Origin of the sequence: Myxococcus sp. AB056 (assembly GCF_006547365.1) — a bacterium.
Classification (GTDB): Bacteria; Myxococcota; Myxococcia; order Myxococcales; family Myxococcaceae; genus Myxococcus; species Myxococcus virescens.
The window spans coordinates 1-16389 of sequence record NZ_VHLB01000100.1; the positions used below are offsets into that span (position 1 = coordinate 1).

Genomic DNA, 16389 nt, shown 5'->3' on the forward strand with positions numbered 1-16389 from the left:
GCGCATAGGCGGGCGGGGAATGCGGCTGATGGCGTCGCCGCGCGTGCCTGGCGCTCCCAGGTAGAAGTCCGAGTGACGGAGGTCCAGCCCGCTGGCGCGGACACTGGGAAGATCGACCTCGGCGCCCCGCCCGCCTATGCGCTGTGGCCGGCTCGCAACGGGAAGGAGGAGGCGGATGTCCCTCGCTGGAAGCCGGGCCTCCGCTTCAACCTGGAGGTGACCGCGCCCGAAGGTGACGCCATGGCGCAGGTTCGCAACGCGGTTCGCGCCTGGATTCTGTTCGGGGGGTATGGTTCGCGAGGCCGGCGCGGCTGTGGCTCCGTTTGTCTGGAGCCCTCGGCCCCCGATATCGCCCAATGGTTGCCCGCTTCGGCGGACCGGGCTTCGTTGCGGCGCCTCTTCGGAGACGTGCCGCTCTTCGCTCCCGAACTGGCGGAGCATCCCTGTGACATGCCCTTGCTCAGGGGCGCGCACCTCCTCCGGGGAGACGCGAACACGAGGCAGCGTGACGGCGAAAAGGCCTGGCTGGCCGCGCTGGGTTGGCTGCGTGACTTTCGTCAGGGCACGCAGCCTGTGTTCTCCGGAAGCGCCGACCTGTTGGGCGTGGCGCGGAGCCCTGGCGAGGGGAAGCGCGCGGGCCGCTCCAACTGGCCCGAGGCCGACAAGATTCGCCGTTTCGCGCGGCCGTCCCGGCAATCCAGACGCGCGGGCAATGCCTATCCAGACGTCCACGCTCCGCGCCCACAGCACTCGGCGACGCCGGCCTGGCCGCGCGCTGGCTTCGGGCTGCCCATTGTCTTTCATTTCCAGCAGAAGCGGCGAGAGGGAGGCGACTACCAGCCCAAGGAGCCAGACGACGTCCAGCTCCAGTGGGAGCGGCAAGTGGGGACTCGGTGGGAGCAGATGGACCGGCTCGCGTCGCCGCTCATCGTCAAGGCCTTGCCGCTCGCGGATGGACGCTTCGAGCCCATCGCGCTGTGGCTGGAGCGTGGGACACCCAGCGGAGGCCATGTCGTCATGACGCAGTTCAAGGAGTCCGACCCGCGCACCCGCGTGCCCTTCGCGCGCGCGTTTCGCGCGCAGGACGACCAGCCCCTCTTCAAGTCACTCCAACGCGCGGACAACCTGCGCGACGCCTTCTTCCTGTGGCTGAAGGAAACCCGCAAGGCGCAGGAAGCGTGAGCCCATGAAACACGTCCTCGTTCTCAAGGTGGGCCCGGTGCAGGGCTACATCGCGCAGGCTCGCCGCACGCGGGACCTCTGGTACGGCAGCCAGGTCTTGTCGAACCTGGCCCGGGCCATGGCGGTCTCCCTGCTGGAGTCCAAGGCCACGCTCGCCTTCCCTCACCCGGACCAGGCGCGGGACGCGCGCGCCGGGGTGGCCAACAAGGTCGTCGCCCTGGTGGAGGACGCGCCGGAGCAGGTGGCCCGGCGCGCCCGGGAGGCGGCGAAGTCCCGGCTGCGGGCCGAGTGGGGGCGCGTCTTCGACAAGTGTCGGTGCATGCTCATCCCGGGCGCGGAGGCGCTGGCCGCGGAGCAACTCGACACCTTCCTGGAGGTCCACGCCGCTTGGGCTCTCGTGGAGGACGCGCCCACGGGCTACGCCGACGCGCTGGCGGAGGCCGATCGTGCCCTGGAGTCCCGGCGGGGCCTGCGCGAGTTCGCGCCGTGGAAGCAGCGGCCACCGGAGGGAACGCACAAGTCGAGCCTCGACGGCGCTCGTCCGTCACTGCTGCGCCGCGAGCGTCAGACGGGCCACCTCTGGCGACACTTCCGCATTGGCCTGCGCGAGGAACTGGACGCGCTCGGCGTGCTCAAGCGCGCGGGAGGCCAGCCAGGACAGTTCGTTCCCGTGCCCTCCATCGGGTTGGCGGCCTGGCTCCAGGTGGCGGGGACGCGGCACCCGGAGCTGCTCGCTCGGCTCAGCGCTGCGTGCGAGGCGCGGGGCTTCCAGTCCGTGAGCGGGAAGCAGCGCCCCTGGGTGGAGTCCTTCCCCTTCGATGGACAGTTGCTGCTCCCCGAGCGCTGGCAGCCGTACTTCGAGGAGTACCCCATCCCGGAGCCCCGCCAGGCCGCCGCCAGCTTCGGCCGCGAGTTCGTGGCGCCGCTGCGGGACGCCATGGGCACGGACGCGGAGCCCTTCCCCTATGTGGCGTGCCTCGTGGCGGACGGGGACCGGATGGGGCGCGCGCTGGAGTCGCTCGCCAAGCGGCACGACGGACATCTGGCGCACCAGCGTGTCTCCCAGGCGCTCGCGGACTTCACTCGGAAGGCGCGTGCCATCGTCGAGGTGGAGCACCGGGGTGTGCTCGTCTACGCGGGTGGGGACGACGTGCTCGCCTTCGTCACGCCCATGGACGCGCCCGCGTGCGCCCGGGCGCTGGCGGTTGCCTTCCGTGCGTCATTGGAAGGAGCGCTCGCGGGCACGGGCGCCGAGGTGCCCACGCTCTCGGTGGGGTTGGGCATCGGCCATGTCCTGGAGAGCCTGGGCGAGCTGCTGGCCCTGGGGCGCCGCGCGGAGACCGCCGCGAAGAGGGCGGGCCGCGACGCACTGGCCATCCTCGTGGCGAAGCACGCCGGCCGTGAGCGGCTGTGGACGGCGCCTTGGGGCACCGACCCTGTGGCGCGCTTGGAGGCGGACATGGCGTTGCTCACGCGGGACGCCCTGCCGCTCCCGTTGGGCAAGGTCCACGAGGTGGCGGCCCTCGCGCGCCGCTTCCCCGCTGGCGTCGCCTCGGCGCCCGAGCTGGCCGAGGTGTTGCGGGACGAGGCCGGGCGCATCCTCGCCCGGGCCGAGGCGGGGCGCGCGCCCAAGCCGCTCACCCCGGCGGACGTGGGGCTCGAGCTGTCCTCGGCCATGGCGCCGCAGGACGCACTGGAGCAATGGGCGTCACGGCTGCTGGTCGCTGACACCTTCGCGCGCGCGGGCCGCGGGCTTGCTTCAGCACAGGACAAGGAAGGTGCGAGATGAGTGACGCGTGCTTCGCGCTGCTGCCGCGCGACGGGCTGTCGGCCAAGGACGGGCGGGGCTGGTACACCTCGGAGGTGGGGCGTGGGTACTCGCTGCCGTGGCCCTTGCCCACCACCGTGAGAGGCGCCCTGCGCGCCGCCTGGGGCCATGAGCGCATGGCGGACCAGCGCATCACGCTGTCCCCGGAGACGTGGGAGCGTGACTCCGCGCGGGTGGTGCTCCGGCGCTTCATCGCGCTGCGCCGCGCGCTGGGCGAGCCGGTCTTCACGCGGGCCCATCGGATGTGGCCCGTCCCCGCCGACGCGGTGCGTGTCCTCGACGAGGCGGGCACGGAGCGGCTGGTGCGCCTGGAGCCCCACCCCGGCGGCGCCGCGACGCTGGGGCCGGACGAGGACGACGCCCGCGAGGCGCTGTGGCACCCTCGCCGGAGCGCGCGCGGCAAGCCCCTGGCGCAGCCCCTGTTCTGGCCGGAGGCCACGATGGTGGCGTGGCTGAGCGGCGCGTCGGACTCGCTTGTGCCGGAGCGGGAGGCGCCGCCGCCGCGCACGGACATCCACCTGGCCATCGACGTGGAGACGCAGGCGTCGCAGGACTCGATGCTCCACTCCCGCGAGGTCGTGGAGTGGCTGCGCGTCCAGTCGCGGGACGCGGGGCGCCTCACGCTGGAGGAGTGGGCGCTCGGCGTGTCCTGCGCGTGGCCGGACTCGGCGAAGGGGCTGCCTCACGGCCCGTTGGGGTTGGGTGGACGGCGCCGCCTGTCGGACGTGGAGCGGTTGGACTCAAACCTCTTCGTCGCGCCGGATGGGCTGACCCGGGCGACGCGCGGCCTGCGCCTGGTGCTGGCCACGCCCGCGGAGTTCCAGCGCGGGTGGTTGCCGGACGACTTCGAGCGCGTGGCCGGGGCGCCGCCGCGCTATGTGGGCCGGCTGCCGTGCATCGACGCGCCCGTGGTGCTGCGCGCCGCGCTGGTGCCCCGGCCGTTGGAGGTGTCGGGCTGGGACATGGTGCGGCGCCAGCCCCGCGCCACGCGGCGGTGGGTGCCCGCGGGCGCCGTCTACTTCTTCGAGAAGCTCGGCGGCGAGGACTTCACCGCCGATGAGCTGTGCAAGCTGTGGCTGGCCTCCTGGGGCGGCGGCCACGCGGAGGCGCTGGGGCAGGTGCTGCCCGGCGTGTGGCAACCGCCCCGTCACGGACAAGGAGCCTGAGCATGGAGAGCCGACCCTATCTTCTTCACGCGCTGTCACCGCTGCACGTCGGCACCGGACAGAGCGTGGGTGTCATCGACCTGCCCCTGGCGCGGCTGAAGGCCACGGGCATCCCCTTCGTCCCCGGCTCGTCCCTCAAGGGCGTGTTGCGCGAGTTGAGGCGGCCTCGTGACAAGTCGAGCGACGTGTGTGGCCTGCACGACGCCGTCTTCGGGCCTCGGCGGGCGAAGGCGGGCCCGGAGGGCGACGAGCCCGGGGACTACGCGGGCGCTCTGGTGGTGGGGGACGCGCGGCTGCTCGCCCTGCCGGTGCGCAGCTTCGTGGGCACCTTCGCCTTGGTGACCTCACCCATGCTGCTCGCGCTCGCTCGGCGGGACCTGGGCGGGGAGGAGGGTGTCTGGCCGAAGGTGGAGCCCTTGCCCCAGCGCCGCGCCCGCGTGGCCTCCGTGCGGACCAGCGCCGTCGTGTGCGGCGTCGGCACGGCGGAGCCTCGCGTGTACCTGGAGGACCTGGACCTGCCGGTGTCGCTGGAGGACGACGCGGCCCTGGACGCCTGGGCCCAAGGGCTTGCCGGGATGCTGCCGGAGGCAGAGCGCGCGCTGCTGACGAAGCGGTTGGTGCTGGTGGATGACGAGACGATGTCCTTCCTGTGGGAGACGGCCACGCAGGTGGACACGCGTGTGAGCATCGACCCGGATACGGGCACCGCGGCCAAGGGGCAGCTTTGGACGGAGGAGAGCCTGCCCGCGGAGACGCTGCTCGTGGGGGTGATGGGGGCCACGGGCACCTTCAACCCGGCGCCGCGCAAGTTGGCGGCGGACGCGGTGCTGGATGCGGCGTTCGGCGGTGAGGGCACGGTGCTTCAGCTGGGAGGCAAGGCCACCGTGGGACGCGGGCGGTGCCGGCTGCTGGCGTGGCGCGCTCCAGATGCGCGAGGTGGCCGATGACCGGACAGACACGGGAGCAACAGCGTGCGCTCGATGCCTATGCGCGGGTGCGGAAGGTCGAGGGCCAGGCGCTGCGCGCGGACTACAAGCCCCGGGTGAATGGGCTGGGCGCGGCGGTGCTGCGCGACGGGCTGGCAGCGGCGCTCGCCTTCCTGGAGCGGCAGGCCGGAAACACGGCCGCCGAGCGCTTGCTGAAGGACCTGGAGTGGTGTCTGGAGCGGGCGCGGCTCCCGGGGCTGTCCGCGGAGGCGCTGAAGAAGGGCTTGCCGGGCGCGGTGCGCGCGCTGGAGCTGGACGCGTACATGCTGGCCACGCGAGAGTCGCTCCGGCTGCTGGTGTGGTTCCGCCGCGCGGTGCAAGCCACCTTCCCTTCGGAGGAGCACGGCCATGCGTGAGGCCCTTCGCCGGGTGGTGGGCGCCGTTGGGAAGAGCGCGCACGCGGGGCTCGTGTATGAGCGCTATGCCCCGGAGAAGGACCACTCAGCGGACCTTTGGGAGGACTGGCTGAGCCGCCTGGAGCAGCACCCCGAGCCGGACGACTACGCGGAGGCGTTCAAGCGCTGGGAGGACGCGCTCCGGCAGTCGTATACGGCGACCTTCACGGCGCGCGCGGTGAGCCGCCTGCTGGTGGGGCATGGCAACGCTTCACCCACCGGGGTGGGGCTGACGCTGCACCATACGTGGGGCGTGCCCGTGGTGCCGGGCTCGTCGCTGAAGGGCGTGCTCGCGGGCTACCTGCGCGCGGTGTATGGCGATGGCGCGGCGGAGGAGCGCCGGAGGCTCTTCGGCGTGGCAGGGGAGGAGGGCGCGCCGGAGCAGGCCTACGCGGGCGAAGTCATCTTCCATGACGCGCAGTGGGTGCCATGCTCGCGCGTCACGGGGCTGGACCGCGCGCAGTCGTTCCTGGCCCGGGACGTGCTCACCGTCCATCACCCCGGCTGGTATGGCGGCAAGGCTGAGTGGCCGAGCGATTACGAGCCGCCCAACCCCGTGGCCTTCTTGTCGGTGCGCCCCGGAGGCCGCTTCCTCGTGGCGCTGAGCCTGGCGCCGGGCACGGAGGCTGATGCGCAGGCGGAGGCCTTCCTGGCGTGGACCGCGCGGCGCCTGGACGAGGCGCTGCGCTACTGGGGCGTGGGCGGGAAGACGGCGGCGGGGTACGGCAGGCTCGTGCAGGAAGGGCCCTGCGCCATCCAGCCGCCGAGGCGTCCCGTTCGCGCCACGCCGGCGCTGACGGAGTTTCTGGCGTGGGTGGAGGCCCGGCGCGCGGACAAGCTGGAGCAGAAGCAGGTGTTGACTGTTTTCGAGACGGAGTGGCTGTCGCGGCTGGTCTCCCTGTCCCCCGAAGCGCGTGACACTGGGGCCAGGGCGCTGCGGTCGCTCGTCAAGAGCCCCAAGCTCGAAGCGCGAAGGGATGCGCTGCTCGCCCGGATGGGGACGGACGTGGAGGGACGCTGAGGGAGCTGCTCCACCGCGCGCGGGGGGCGTTGTATGATGAATGACATTCAAGCACCTCGCCGTGGCGGAGGCCCGCGCCCCCGAAGTGGACGATTTCCCCTGTTGTTTCGTGGGGTTGAGGCTCTTTGATAGGTGAATAGGTGCATGATTGAAGAAAAGCTGAGTGATTTCAGGTGGTTCAGATTTCCGGGTAGGGGCCGGGAGCCACAACCTGGGCGAAAGCGGGGGAGGTGCTTGAAAAAGGGGCGGGTAAGTTGGCGGAACTGTTGGGAGATTCAGACGGGCTGTCCCGCTCGCCGTGATGCCGGAAGGCGTTGAGCACCTGCTACGTCGTGACGAGCACCTCCATCGCCAGCGGTCCCGCTCGCCGTGATGCCGGAAGGCGTTGAGCACGAGACCCCCAAGGGGAAGCAGCCGTTCAACGGCATGTCCCGCTCGCCGTGATGCCGGAAGGCGTTGAGCACAGAAGGACCTGGAGGCGAACGAAACGGCTGCCGCGCGGGTCCCGCTCGCCGTGATGCCGGAAGGCGTTGAGCACCAGCAGCCCAGCCACCGCCTTCACCGGGTCCTGTCGTCCCGCTCGCCGTGATGCCGGAAGGCGTTGAGCACTCGCCCTCTTCAGTGGTGAGCGCTTCCCAGGAGGCGTCCCGCTCGCCGTGATGCCGGAAGGCGTTGAGCACCTGCGCGAGACCGCGTTGGGTGTCCTTGCGACGCTCGGAGTCCCGCTCGCCGTGATGCCGGAAGGCGTTGAGCACTTATATGAGTCGCACCCACACACAAGGCTTGTGAACGTCCCGCTCGCCGTGATGCCGGAAGGCGTTGAGCACCAACGGGCGCGAGGTCCGCATCACCTGCTGGATTCCCGCGTCCCGCTCGCCGTGATGCCGGAAGGCGTTGAGCACTTGATGTAGCGGAACCCCAATTGCTTCATCAGCCGTCCCGCTCGCCGTGATGCCGGAAGGCGTTGAGCACCTGGTGGGGCCGAGGATGGCCAGCCCATTGAGCATCTGCGTCCCGCTCGCCGTGATGCCGGAAGGCGTTGAGCACGTTTCCTGTGCGGTGCTCAGTGGCATTGGCGTCTCAGGTCCCGCTCGCCGTGATGCCGGAAGGCGTTGAGCACAGTCCCGTCCGGCCACGCAGGGCGAAGCGGTATGTCCCGCTCGCCGTGATGCCGGAAGGCGTTGAGCACTCATTCCACCTGTCATCAAGGCCAATGCCGTCGTAGTCCCGCTCGCCGTGATGCCGGAAGGCGTTGAGCACATGTTCTTCTCGCGGAACGCCACGAGAACCTCGCCCGCGTCCCGCTCGCCGTGATGCCGGAAGGCGTTGAGCACTTTTCCGTCTTCTCGGGCAGGTAATGCTGGAGCCCTCGGTCCTGCTCGCCGTGATGCCGGAAGGCGTTGAGCACTGTTGACGGCCCGAACATCAGGCCACGTCTGGAAGTCGTCCCGCTCGCCGTGATGCCGGAAGGCGTTGAGCACACCTTGGAGTCCCTGATGAAGATGGGCACCGGCCGCGGGGTCCCGCTCGCCGTGATGCCGGAAGGCGTTGAGCACACCCAGCGGCGCTGAAACGCGAGCAGGTCGGTTCGTCCCGCTCGCCGTGATGCCGGAAGGCGTTGAGCACACGCCACCTCAGAAGGACAACTGCGAGGGATAGGTCCCGCTCGCCGTGATGCCGGAAGGCGTTGAGCACAGGTGGCCCGGGCGCCAGGACGCACGTCCGAAGGAGTCCCGCTCGCCGTGATGCCGGAAGGCGTTGAGCACGGCAAGCCCGTCCCGGGCCGACCCCCCAACGCCCAGTCCCGCTCGCCGTGATGCCGGAAGGCGTTGAGCACCGGTGCCCCGGGCGTCCGTCCATCCACTTCCGCAGGTCCCGCTCGCCGTGATGCCGGAAGGCGTTGAGCACTCATCCGACACGAGCGTCTCCAAATCGAACTGGCGAGTCCCGCTCGCCGTGATGCCGGAAGGCGTTGAGCACCACGCGCCCGTGGTGGTGAGGATCTTCGGCGTCCGGCCGTCCCGCTCGCCGTGATGCCGGAAGGCGTTGAGCACCGTTTGATCGTGGTGATGACCGGACCACCGTTGGCAGCCCTGCTCGTCGTGATGCCGGAAGGCGTTGAGCACTTGGCGCCGTCTTCCAGGAGATCTTCGGTGATCTCCTGACCGTCCCGCTCGCCGTGATGCCGGAAGGCGTTGAGCACTCCTTCCTGCTCGGGGCCGAGTCGCCCGAGGGGTAATTGTCCCGCTCGCCGTGATGCCGGAAGGCGTTGAGCACCAGGTGCTGACCTGCTTCCGCACAATCTCCGGGAAGTCCCGCTCGCCGTGATGCCGGAAGGCGTTGAGCACACGATGGGAATCAATGCACTCGGCCGCGTGAGCGGCGTCCCACTCGCCGTGATGCCGGAAGGCGTTGGGCACATGTTCGACCTGTTGGCCTGCGTCTGCTGGTTGATGTCCCGCTCGCCGTGATGCCGGAAGGCGTTGAGCACCGGCACCGGAAGACGTAGTTGAAGAAGCCCCGGTCGAAGTCCCGCTCGCCGTGATGCTGGAAGGCGTTGAGCACCGAAGCACAGCAATACCGACGTTCATGTCAGTCGGGAGTCCTGCTCGCCGTGATGCCGGAAGGCGTTGAGCACCTTCCTTCTCCAGGTAGCAGACGGTGCGAGCGTCTCGTCCCGCTCGCCGTGATGCCGGAAGGCGTTGAGCACTCGTGCGGACGCTCCGTGGGGATGACGTTGACTTCAGGTCCCGCTCGCCGTGATGCCGGAAGGCGTTGAGCACAACCCCATCAAGGGGACCATCGAAGCCATCGGGGGTCCCGCTCGCCGTGATGCCGGAAGGCGTTGAGCACTTCTCGATGGTGATCCGAGTCACACCACCGGACGTCGTGTCCCGCTCGCCGTGATGCCGGAAGGCGTTGAGCACTTGAACACCATGCCCGGCCTGATGCCCTCCTTCTCGTCCCGCTCGCCGTGATGCCGGAAGGCGTTGAGCACTGAAATTGACAGCGCCAATCTCCAACCGTGGCATGTCCCGCTCGCCGTGATGCCGGAAGGCGTTGAGCACGAGTTGACTGATGAGCGTGTTCCAGCGCCGCGAGTGGTCCCGCTCGCCGTGATGCCGGAAGGCGTTGAGCACTGCTCGGCCAGCTTCTCGCCAGCGTTCTGCACCGTCGGAAGTCCCGCTCGCCGTGATGCCGGAAGGTGTTGAGCTCAGTCAGGGCGCGACACTCACCCCTAGGTGACAGGTGTCCCGCTCGCCGTGATGAAGTCGTTGAGCACCGGCTCGGCTCGATCGTGGTGTGCATGGCGGCTCCTGGGGCCCGCTCGCCGTGATGCCGGAAGGCGTTGAGCGCCACTCCCCCACTGACAAGTTCGGGACTTTTTGCGCAGTCCCGCTCGCCTTGATGCCGGAAGGCGTTGAGCACAAGGTGTCGTAGTTGGCGAGACACCGCAGCGCTGTCCCGCTCGCTTTGATGCCGGAAGGCGTTGACCACAAGAGATGCGGTACCATCTCGGGCGCCCACCACTCGTCGGTCCCGCTCGCCGTGATGCCGGAAGGCGTTGAGCACGATTGCCCGAGGGGGAAACGGGGCTCCTACCCAGTAAGTCCCGCTCGTCGTGATGCCGGAAGGCGTTGAGCACTGACGCAGGTGCCGACGCACATTGTCGGGACAGATGTCCCGCTCGCCGTGATGCCGGAAGGCGTTGAGCAATCCTTGGCCCACGGACTGCTGTCTGGGTACACGTAGACAGTCCCGCTCGCTGTGATGCCGGAAGGCGTTGAGCACTAGTCGGTTCCGCCGTTCTGGTGCTGCCAGACATGTCCCGTTCGCCGTGATGCCGGAAGGCGTTGAGCACTACACGGGCGTCACGTTGTCGCTGATATCGGCCGTGTCCCGCTCGCCGTGATGCCGGAAGGCGTTGAGTGTTTCCGCGCACGTTGGTTGATGGTCCGAAGAACCGCCTGATTGATGGCATCGGGACTACCGTTCCTCAGTCGCGTCAAGGTCTTCGCAGCCTCCGGCGGTGCCCTTCGGGCAGCTCTGACTCGACCGGAAAACCGCAGGATGGGAGCAATCGGTTCCGCATCTCGCGGAAACTGCTGTCGCGTCGAGGAGTTGGGTCCCATCACGAGCGTGACCTCGGGTGTTCCAGCTCCGTGATGGCATTTTCGAAGCCTCCAAGTGGAAGCCCATCAATCAGAGCGCTCCAAACATGGCGTCCATCCATCAACAAGCGTGCTCAGCAACAGGTGAGGCCAGGTCGGCGTGGGCTCGCCTTGTGTGATTGCCAGCTCTTTTTGATGTTCATGGTATAGCCTGCTGTGTGGCGGACTTCTTTCCGGGGGACACTGCATCGTGCTTCGATGGACGGCGTCGCTGCTCTTGCTCACCGTCGTCACTGGCTGCGCGACAACTCGAGTCGTGCGGCTGGACACCGGACATGACTCCTTCGTTGTCACTCCGAGCGAGGAGGCAGGCGCGGAGCTGGAGTCCGCCGAACTCGACGACGACGAGTTTGAACAGGCCCTCGTAGCGCTCGCGCGGGATGTCCGCCCTCGGCGCAATCCCATGCAGCAAGCACGAGACCTCTTCGGCATTCCGTCCCGCAGCGGGGTGTACGGCTATGAGAGCCGCCCTCCTCGGTTGACACCCCAGCGTCGCGAGGACGCGGACGGCCTCCATCTGTTGGAGTCCTACTCGGACGAGGAGTTGACGCGCGCCTATGGCCAGTGGTGCAAGCGAAAGGACCGGCCTGGAGACTGCTTGCGCCTGTTGGAGGAAGGCCCGTTGCTGGCCAGCGATGGAAAATTCACCTGGGCCTTTGCCATTGCGATGGATTCGGTGTGGGAGGAGACCGCCGAAGCCTTGGAGGACATGACAGACCCCGTCGCGGTCACGGCCACCATCACCGCCGGCGCGACGATGTACCTCATGCTCTGGGCGCTACCGGAGCCCCTCTCGAAGGGCGCCGCGGCGACGCTGACGGCCCTTGCCATCGCCTACCTGGGCGTGGACACGGTGTGGCGCCTGCTGGACGGGTGGCTGACCTTGGTGCACGAGGTGGAGCGGGCCACGACCTACGCGCAGCTCAGCGCAGCGGGTGAGGCGTATGGGGAAGTCCTCGGGGAGAACGCGGCGCGCGTCTTCGTGATGCTGTCCACGGCCGCAGTGGGGAGCACGGCGGGGTTGGCTGCGAAGGCCGCCAGGCTGCCGGGCTCCGCCCAGGCCGCTCTTGCCGTGGAGTCTCAGGCGGGCATCCGTTACGGTGCTGTAGGCGGCGTGAGGACCGTCGCTGTGACAGCGGAGGGCTTCACCATCGCGCTCGCCCCCAACGCCCTGGCCATGTCGAGCCAGGGCATGGGGGGCGGTGGAAGTGAGCGCCATCACATCGCCACGAACAAGAACGACGTCTCGGCCTTGAGAGGTGGACCTTGGACACCGCGATTCAGGCGACTGTTCGCGAGAGCTGGCATGGAACTCAAGGATCCTGAGAACATCGTCGAAATCGCAGGTCACAAAGGGCCGCATCCCAAGAAGTATCACGATATAATTTTCTTGCGACTCCAGGATGCATTGGGGGAGTGTCGGACAGTGGTTGCTTGCCGAAAGGCCCTCACGATGGAATTGCGCAGTCTCGCCACGGAAGCCCAGACCCCAGGAACGACACTCCACAGGCTCGTGACTCAGGGCAAGTAGCGCCATTGAGCAATCCGCCATGCTGAATCAATCGCGATACTTCAGGCTCATGGAGAATGTACAGGCAGGAAACTGGTACCTGGGCGACCCGTTGACGGGACAGGGCTACGAGATGGAGAACTTCAGGGCGTTTTCGTCAGGGCGCCCCACGGAAGTATCCGGTCGCCTGACGGTTCCTATCGACGAGCCAGGAAGGCGATTGGATTTCAGCACCGCAGGCGCTGGAGCGACTCCCGTTGTTCACATCCGTGTCGCCGCCATCTTCGCGGAAATGGCCCCAAACGACGTGCAGTTGATACCTGTGGATATCCAGGGTTGCCCCGATGAATACCTCATTCTCGTGGCGACCCGGCTGGTTCGGTGCATCGACGACCAGGCATCGGAAGACGTGATGTACTGGAAGCCAGAGGATGGGCGGCCGGAAAAGCTCGGCATGTACCGAAGCGTTTATGGAATGCGGATTGACCCCACGAAGGTGGGCGACGCCAAAGTGTTCCGCACCTGGGGCTGGACCGGAGTGCTCATTGTCTCTGAGGACATCAAGACGGCGATGGAGCGCGCGAACGTGACGGGGGCGGAGTTCGAGGAGGTCTAGCCCCAATGCCGGTCAGTTGGGGCGAGCTCGGCACCCGCACGTCGTACCATCCAGCGCGTAGACGCCGGGCTGCTGCTGGCTGTTCTTTTCGCATCTTTTTTCTGTGGCGACCGATGGCGCCGGGCCGTTCGTGACGTCTGTCTGAACAGCGCTGATTCGCTGAACGGAGACGCCATGGCTGAACCCTTGAAGAAGCAACTGCCGTCCGACCTCAGCGCTCGCATCGAGGCGCTCCGCGATGCGCTGCTGACCGGGCTCGTCGAGCGAGACGTGCCGGTCCGGCTCGCGCTGCTCGCCGCGCTCGCGGGTGAGCACCTGCTGCTCATCGGGCCGCCGGGGACGGCGAAGAGTCTGGTCGCCAGGCGCCTGCATCTGGCCTTCCATCCGGCCACCTACTTCGAGCGTCTGCTGACGCGGTTCACGGTGCCGGAGGAACTCTTCGGGCCCCTGTCCATCAAGGGTCTGGAGGAGGACCGCTACGAGCGCCTCACGGAGGCGTACCTCCCCAAGGCGTCCGTCGCCTTCCTCGATGAAATCTTCAAGGCGAACAGCGCCATCCTCAACGCGCTCCTCACGTTGCTCAACGAGCGCGAGTTCGACAACGGAAAGCGCCGCGAGTCCACCCCGCTGATCTCCGTGGTGGGCGCGAGCAACGAGCTCCCCGAAGGGGAGGAACTCGACGCGCTCTTCGACCGGTTCCTGCTCCGTTGTCACGTCGGGCCCGTGTCGAAGGATGGCTTCCCCTCCCTGCTGGGGCTCCGGGGCGACGTGGTCGCCGAGTTCTCTCGGCAGCTCAGGTTGAGCGACGAGGACCTGGCGGAGGTTCGACAGGCGGCGACCGAGGTGGCCGTGCCCGACGACGTCGTGGCGCTGCTCGCCGACCTGCGCGATTGGTGTACGGCGGAGGGAATCCAGGTGTCGGACCGCCGCTGGCGGAAGATCGTGAAGCTCCTCCAGACGGCGGCCCTCACGAACGGCCGGGACCGGGTGTCCATCTGGGATTGCTGGCTGCTTCAGCACTGCCTGTGGAGCGAGCCCGAGCAGCGCGCCAAGGTCCACGACTGGTACGCGGCGAGGGCCGGCGCGAGCGCGGCGATGGACCCGTCCCGGCTGACGCGCATCGTGGTGTCTTGGGAGGCCCGGCTCAAGCAGGACCAGGACAGCCGCTCCCAAGCGCGCGACGAGAGCGGGAACCTCTTGTTCAAGGGCACTGATGGAAAGCCCACGGTCAACGAGGTCGGCGAGGCGCAGGCCAAGCGTGGCCGGGACTTGTTGTTCCTCGCGCCACACGATGCTCATACGGAGGGTCCTCATTCTTATTATGGGATGAGAGGAAGGATTCAAGACCGCACCAAGACTGGAGCGGGATTCACGCTCGCCGAGCTGAACCCGTTGTGGACCCAGGACGCTCCCGGTGGTTGGACACAGTTCATGCACTGGGCAAACCGTGACGCCTACCTCACGAACCAGGCGAACTGGCACATGGAAGCCGTAGACCTTCCGCCCTTCATGGAGCCGACCCGCCAGAAGGCGGCGCATGTGGATGCCTGTCTCAAGGAACTCACCACGCTCGGGCAGCAGGTCGAGACCTACAAGGCGCAACTGCTCGCCCACATCGCCAGCCTGGACGCGGACATCCGCGCGCACCTCTGGGTGACCGACGACTTTGCCGAGCCCGCGGCGCGAAGCCTGGAGGGGACGCGGCGTGAAGTGGACACGCTGCTGGGGCGCCTCGAGAAGCTCCGTCAGGGCTTCGGGCTGCTTCCTCGTGAGGAAGTGGCGTGATGAAAGAGGCCTTTGACGCGGGCGTCCTGGAGCGGGGCTACGCGTTCCTCGACGACTGCCCAGAGCAGTTCCTCCCCGACCTCATCACGCTTCCTGTCGGAACGCTCGCTGAGCGGGTCCGTGGCCTTCGCGCCTGGCGTGACGCCTTGCTCGACGGACGCCTCCCTCCGGACGGGACGTGGCCGCTGCCCGGAATCGCCGCTCCCGCGCGGCTCGCCGCCGAGCCCTTGGACATCTTGCGCTTCTGCAAGGGCCAGCCCGAGCTGGTGGACGCCTTTCTGCGAGACGTGCTCGCGTCGTTCACGCGCCAGGCGTCGGTGGTCCGCGCAGAGGTCGTCGCGCGCCTCCGCGAGTTGGAGCAACTCGAGCGCCAGCGGATGGAGGAGCAGGCAGCCCAGGCGGCGAAGCGAGAACGACAGGCCCGCAAGGCCAAGCAGCTCGACGAGGTCACGGTTGCGCGGCTGCGCCAGCAGGCCGAACGGGAGGTCGCGCAAAGGCCCGCGAAGGAAGACACGGACCTCCTCGCGGGCTGGGAGGAGCGGACGCGCATCTGGGCGGCGATCTCGGGCGTGTTCGGTGACCTCGGCGAGCTGATGGGGCGCGGCTGGGACTTGAGCATCGGCGTTCTGAGGCACACGGGGTGGACGGACCTCGTTCGTCTTCGTGAGCTCGTCGAGCAGTTGCCGCAGCTCACCGAAGTGGTGCGCTCGCTGGGACGACTCCATGCGAGCGACGCCGAAGAGACCATCGCGGAGACAGTCTTCGTCCCGATGAGACGGCTGGAGGAGGAGCGTCGCGAGGTCTGGACGAGGCGCGTTCCGGTGGAGACCCGAGGCATCGAGCGGAGCGGAGAGCTGGCGCGAATGCTGCCTGCCGAAGCGGTCAACCTCGGGCATCCCAAGCTCCGCTACCTGTGGCACGCGCGCCGGGCAGAGCGCGCGTTGCTCACGTATCGCGTCGAAGGGCTCGAAGTGGAGCGAACGCTCGTCGAGCGTGACAGCGAAGAGGCCGTCGAGCAACGCAGTCCACGCCCGCGGCGCGGTCCCATCATCGCCGTCATGGACACGTCCGGCTCGATGCACGGTCTTCCGGAGCAGGTGGGGAAGGCCCTGGTGCTGGAGGCACTTCGGACTGCCCATGCGGAGAAGCGCCGGTGCTTTCTCTACGCCTACAGTGGTCCGGGGCAGGTGCTGGAGTTCGAGCTGTCGCTGACCGAGGGCGGTCTCGGGCGACTGCTGGCGTTCCTCGGCCAATCCTTCGGAGGCGGCAGCGATGTCTCCGAGGTCACGGCCAGGGTGGTCCAGCGCCTCGGAGAGAAGGACTGGAAGCGGGCGGACGTGCTCTTCGTCAGTGACGGCGAGTGGCCGGTGCCAGTCAGCCTCCCCCACCTGGTCGAGCAGGCGCGCGAGGCGGGGACCCGGTTTCACGGCGTCCAGATTGGCAACAGGGGTCGCACCGGCCTTCACGCCATCTGTGACCCGGTCCACGTCTTCCAGGACTGGGCGGCCGTTGGCGGGTGGTAGGCCCCAAAGCGCCGTGCATGGTCACCCGAAGCCACGCATGACGTGCGGGGCGAGGCGTTGGAGCGCGACCCGCTCCTCCTTGTTCGAGCTGCCCGGAGCGCGAAGCGTGGGTCCCCAACGCAGCCGTCTCAGCAGCCTCTCCACACTCCCTCAACATCTCGACGCGATGGTGGAGCCAGGTCGAAACGGTCGCCCATGGGGGCGC

10 protein-coding genes and 1 CRISPR repeat array are annotated in these 16389 nt (G+C 68.4%); all 10 genes read left to right on the forward strand.

Features of this window, described 5'->3' with window-relative positions; all coding sequences use genetic code 11:
- On the forward strand, positions 1–1182 hold a 1182-nt coding region (locus tag FMP39_RS31105), incomplete at its 5' end, for an RAMP superfamily CRISPR-associated protein (protein ID WP_141593709.1).
- 4 nt (positions 1183–1186) lie between these two features.
- The gene (gene cas10 / locus FMP39_RS31110; protein ID WP_141593710.1) at positions 1187–2971 is read left to right on the forward strand and encodes a type III-B CRISPR-associated protein Cas10/Cmr2; all 1785 of its coding nucleotides are present in this window, start codon (positions 1187–1189) and stop codon (positions 2969–2971) included.
- Positions 2968–4176 (forward strand): type III-B CRISPR module-associated Cmr3 family protein, encoded by a 1209-nt coding sequence (locus tag FMP39_RS31115; protein ID WP_141593711.1) that lies wholly within the window; start codon positions 2968–2970, stop codon positions 4174–4176. Before cas10 ends, FMP39_RS31115 begins: the two co-directional genes overlap by 4 nt.
- A gap of 2 nt (positions 4177–4178) precedes the next feature.
- Positions 4179–5123: a type III-B CRISPR module RAMP protein Cmr4 gene (cmr4, locus tag FMP39_RS31120; protein WP_141593712.1), complete on the forward strand. Its 945-nt coding sequence runs from the start codon at positions 4179–4181 to the stop codon at positions 5121–5123.
- Positions 5120–5518, forward strand: coding sequence for a type III-B CRISPR module-associated protein Cmr5 (gene cmr5, locus FMP39_RS31125; protein WP_141593713.1), 399 nt, complete (start codon positions 5120–5122; stop codon positions 5516–5518). The genes cmr4 and cmr5 overlap by 4 nt, the downstream gene beginning before the upstream one ends.
- On the forward strand, positions 5511–6578 hold the full coding sequence (gene cmr6 / locus FMP39_RS31130) for a type III-B CRISPR module RAMP protein Cmr6 (RefSeq protein ID WP_141593714.1): 1068 nt from the start codon (positions 5511–5513) through the stop codon (positions 6576–6578). Before cmr5 ends, cmr6 begins: the two co-directional genes overlap by 8 nt.
- Positions 6579–6864: 286 nt before the next feature.
- A CRISPR array of direct repeats spans positions 6865–9794; the repeat unit is 36 nt; unit sequence GTCCCGCTCGCCGTGATGCCGGAAGGCGTTGAGCAC.
- 1143 nt (positions 9795–10937) lie between these two features.
- Positions 10938–12281, forward strand: a complete 1344-nt coding sequence (locus FMP39_RS31135) for an AHH domain-containing protein (RefSeq protein WP_141593715.1) — start codon at positions 10938–10940, stop codon at positions 12279–12281.
- Between the two features lie 49 nt (positions 12282–12330).
- Positions 12331–12876, forward strand: coding sequence for a DUF1629 domain-containing protein (locus FMP39_RS31140; RefSeq protein WP_228558494.1), 546 nt, complete (start codon positions 12331–12333; stop codon positions 12874–12876).
- Between the two features lie 174 nt (positions 12877–13050).
- Positions 13051–14661 carry an AAA family ATPase gene (locus FMP39_RS31145; protein ID WP_141593717.1) on the forward strand — a complete coding sequence of 537 codons (1611 nt, stop codon included), beginning with the start codon at positions 13051–13053 and terminating at the stop codon, positions 14659–14661.
- The gene (locus FMP39_RS31150; protein WP_141593718.1) at positions 14661–16184 is read left to right on the forward strand and encodes a VWA domain-containing protein; all 1524 of its coding nucleotides are present in this window, start codon (positions 14661–14663) and stop codon (positions 16182–16184) included. Before FMP39_RS31145 ends, FMP39_RS31150 begins: the two co-directional genes overlap by 1 nt.
- Positions 16185–16389: the final 205 nt, after the last annotated feature.

Coding starts and splice junctions, on each gene's coding strand:
- cmr5 (WP_141593713.1), top strand. CDS start 5,120: ATGACCGGACAGACACGGGAGCAACAGCGTGCGCTCGATGCCTATGCG.
- cas10 (WP_141593710.1), top strand. CDS start 1,187: ATGAAACACGTCCTCGTTCTCAAGGTGGGCCCGGTGCAGGGCTACATC.
- FMP39_RS31115 (WP_141593711.1), top strand. CDS start 2,968: ATGAGTGACGCGTGCTTCGCGCTGCTGCCGCGCGACGGGCTGTCGGCC.
- cmr6 (WP_141593714.1), top strand. CDS start 5,511: ATGCGTGAGGCCCTTCGCCGGGTGGTGGGCGCCGTTGGGAAGAGCGCG.
- FMP39_RS31140 (WP_228558494.1), top strand. CDS start 12,331: ATGGAGAATGTACAGGCAGGAAACTGGTACCTGGGCGACCCGTTGACG.
- cmr4 (WP_141593712.1), top strand. CDS start 4,179: ATGGAGAGCCGACCCTATCTTCTTCACGCGCTGTCACCGCTGCACGTC.
- FMP39_RS31150 (WP_141593718.1), top strand. CDS start 14,661: ATGAAAGAGGCCTTTGACGCGGGCGTCCTGGAGCGGGGCTACGCGTTC.
- FMP39_RS31145 (WP_141593717.1), top strand. CDS start 13,051: ATGGCTGAACCCTTGAAGAAGCAACTGCCGTCCGACCTCAGCGCTCGC.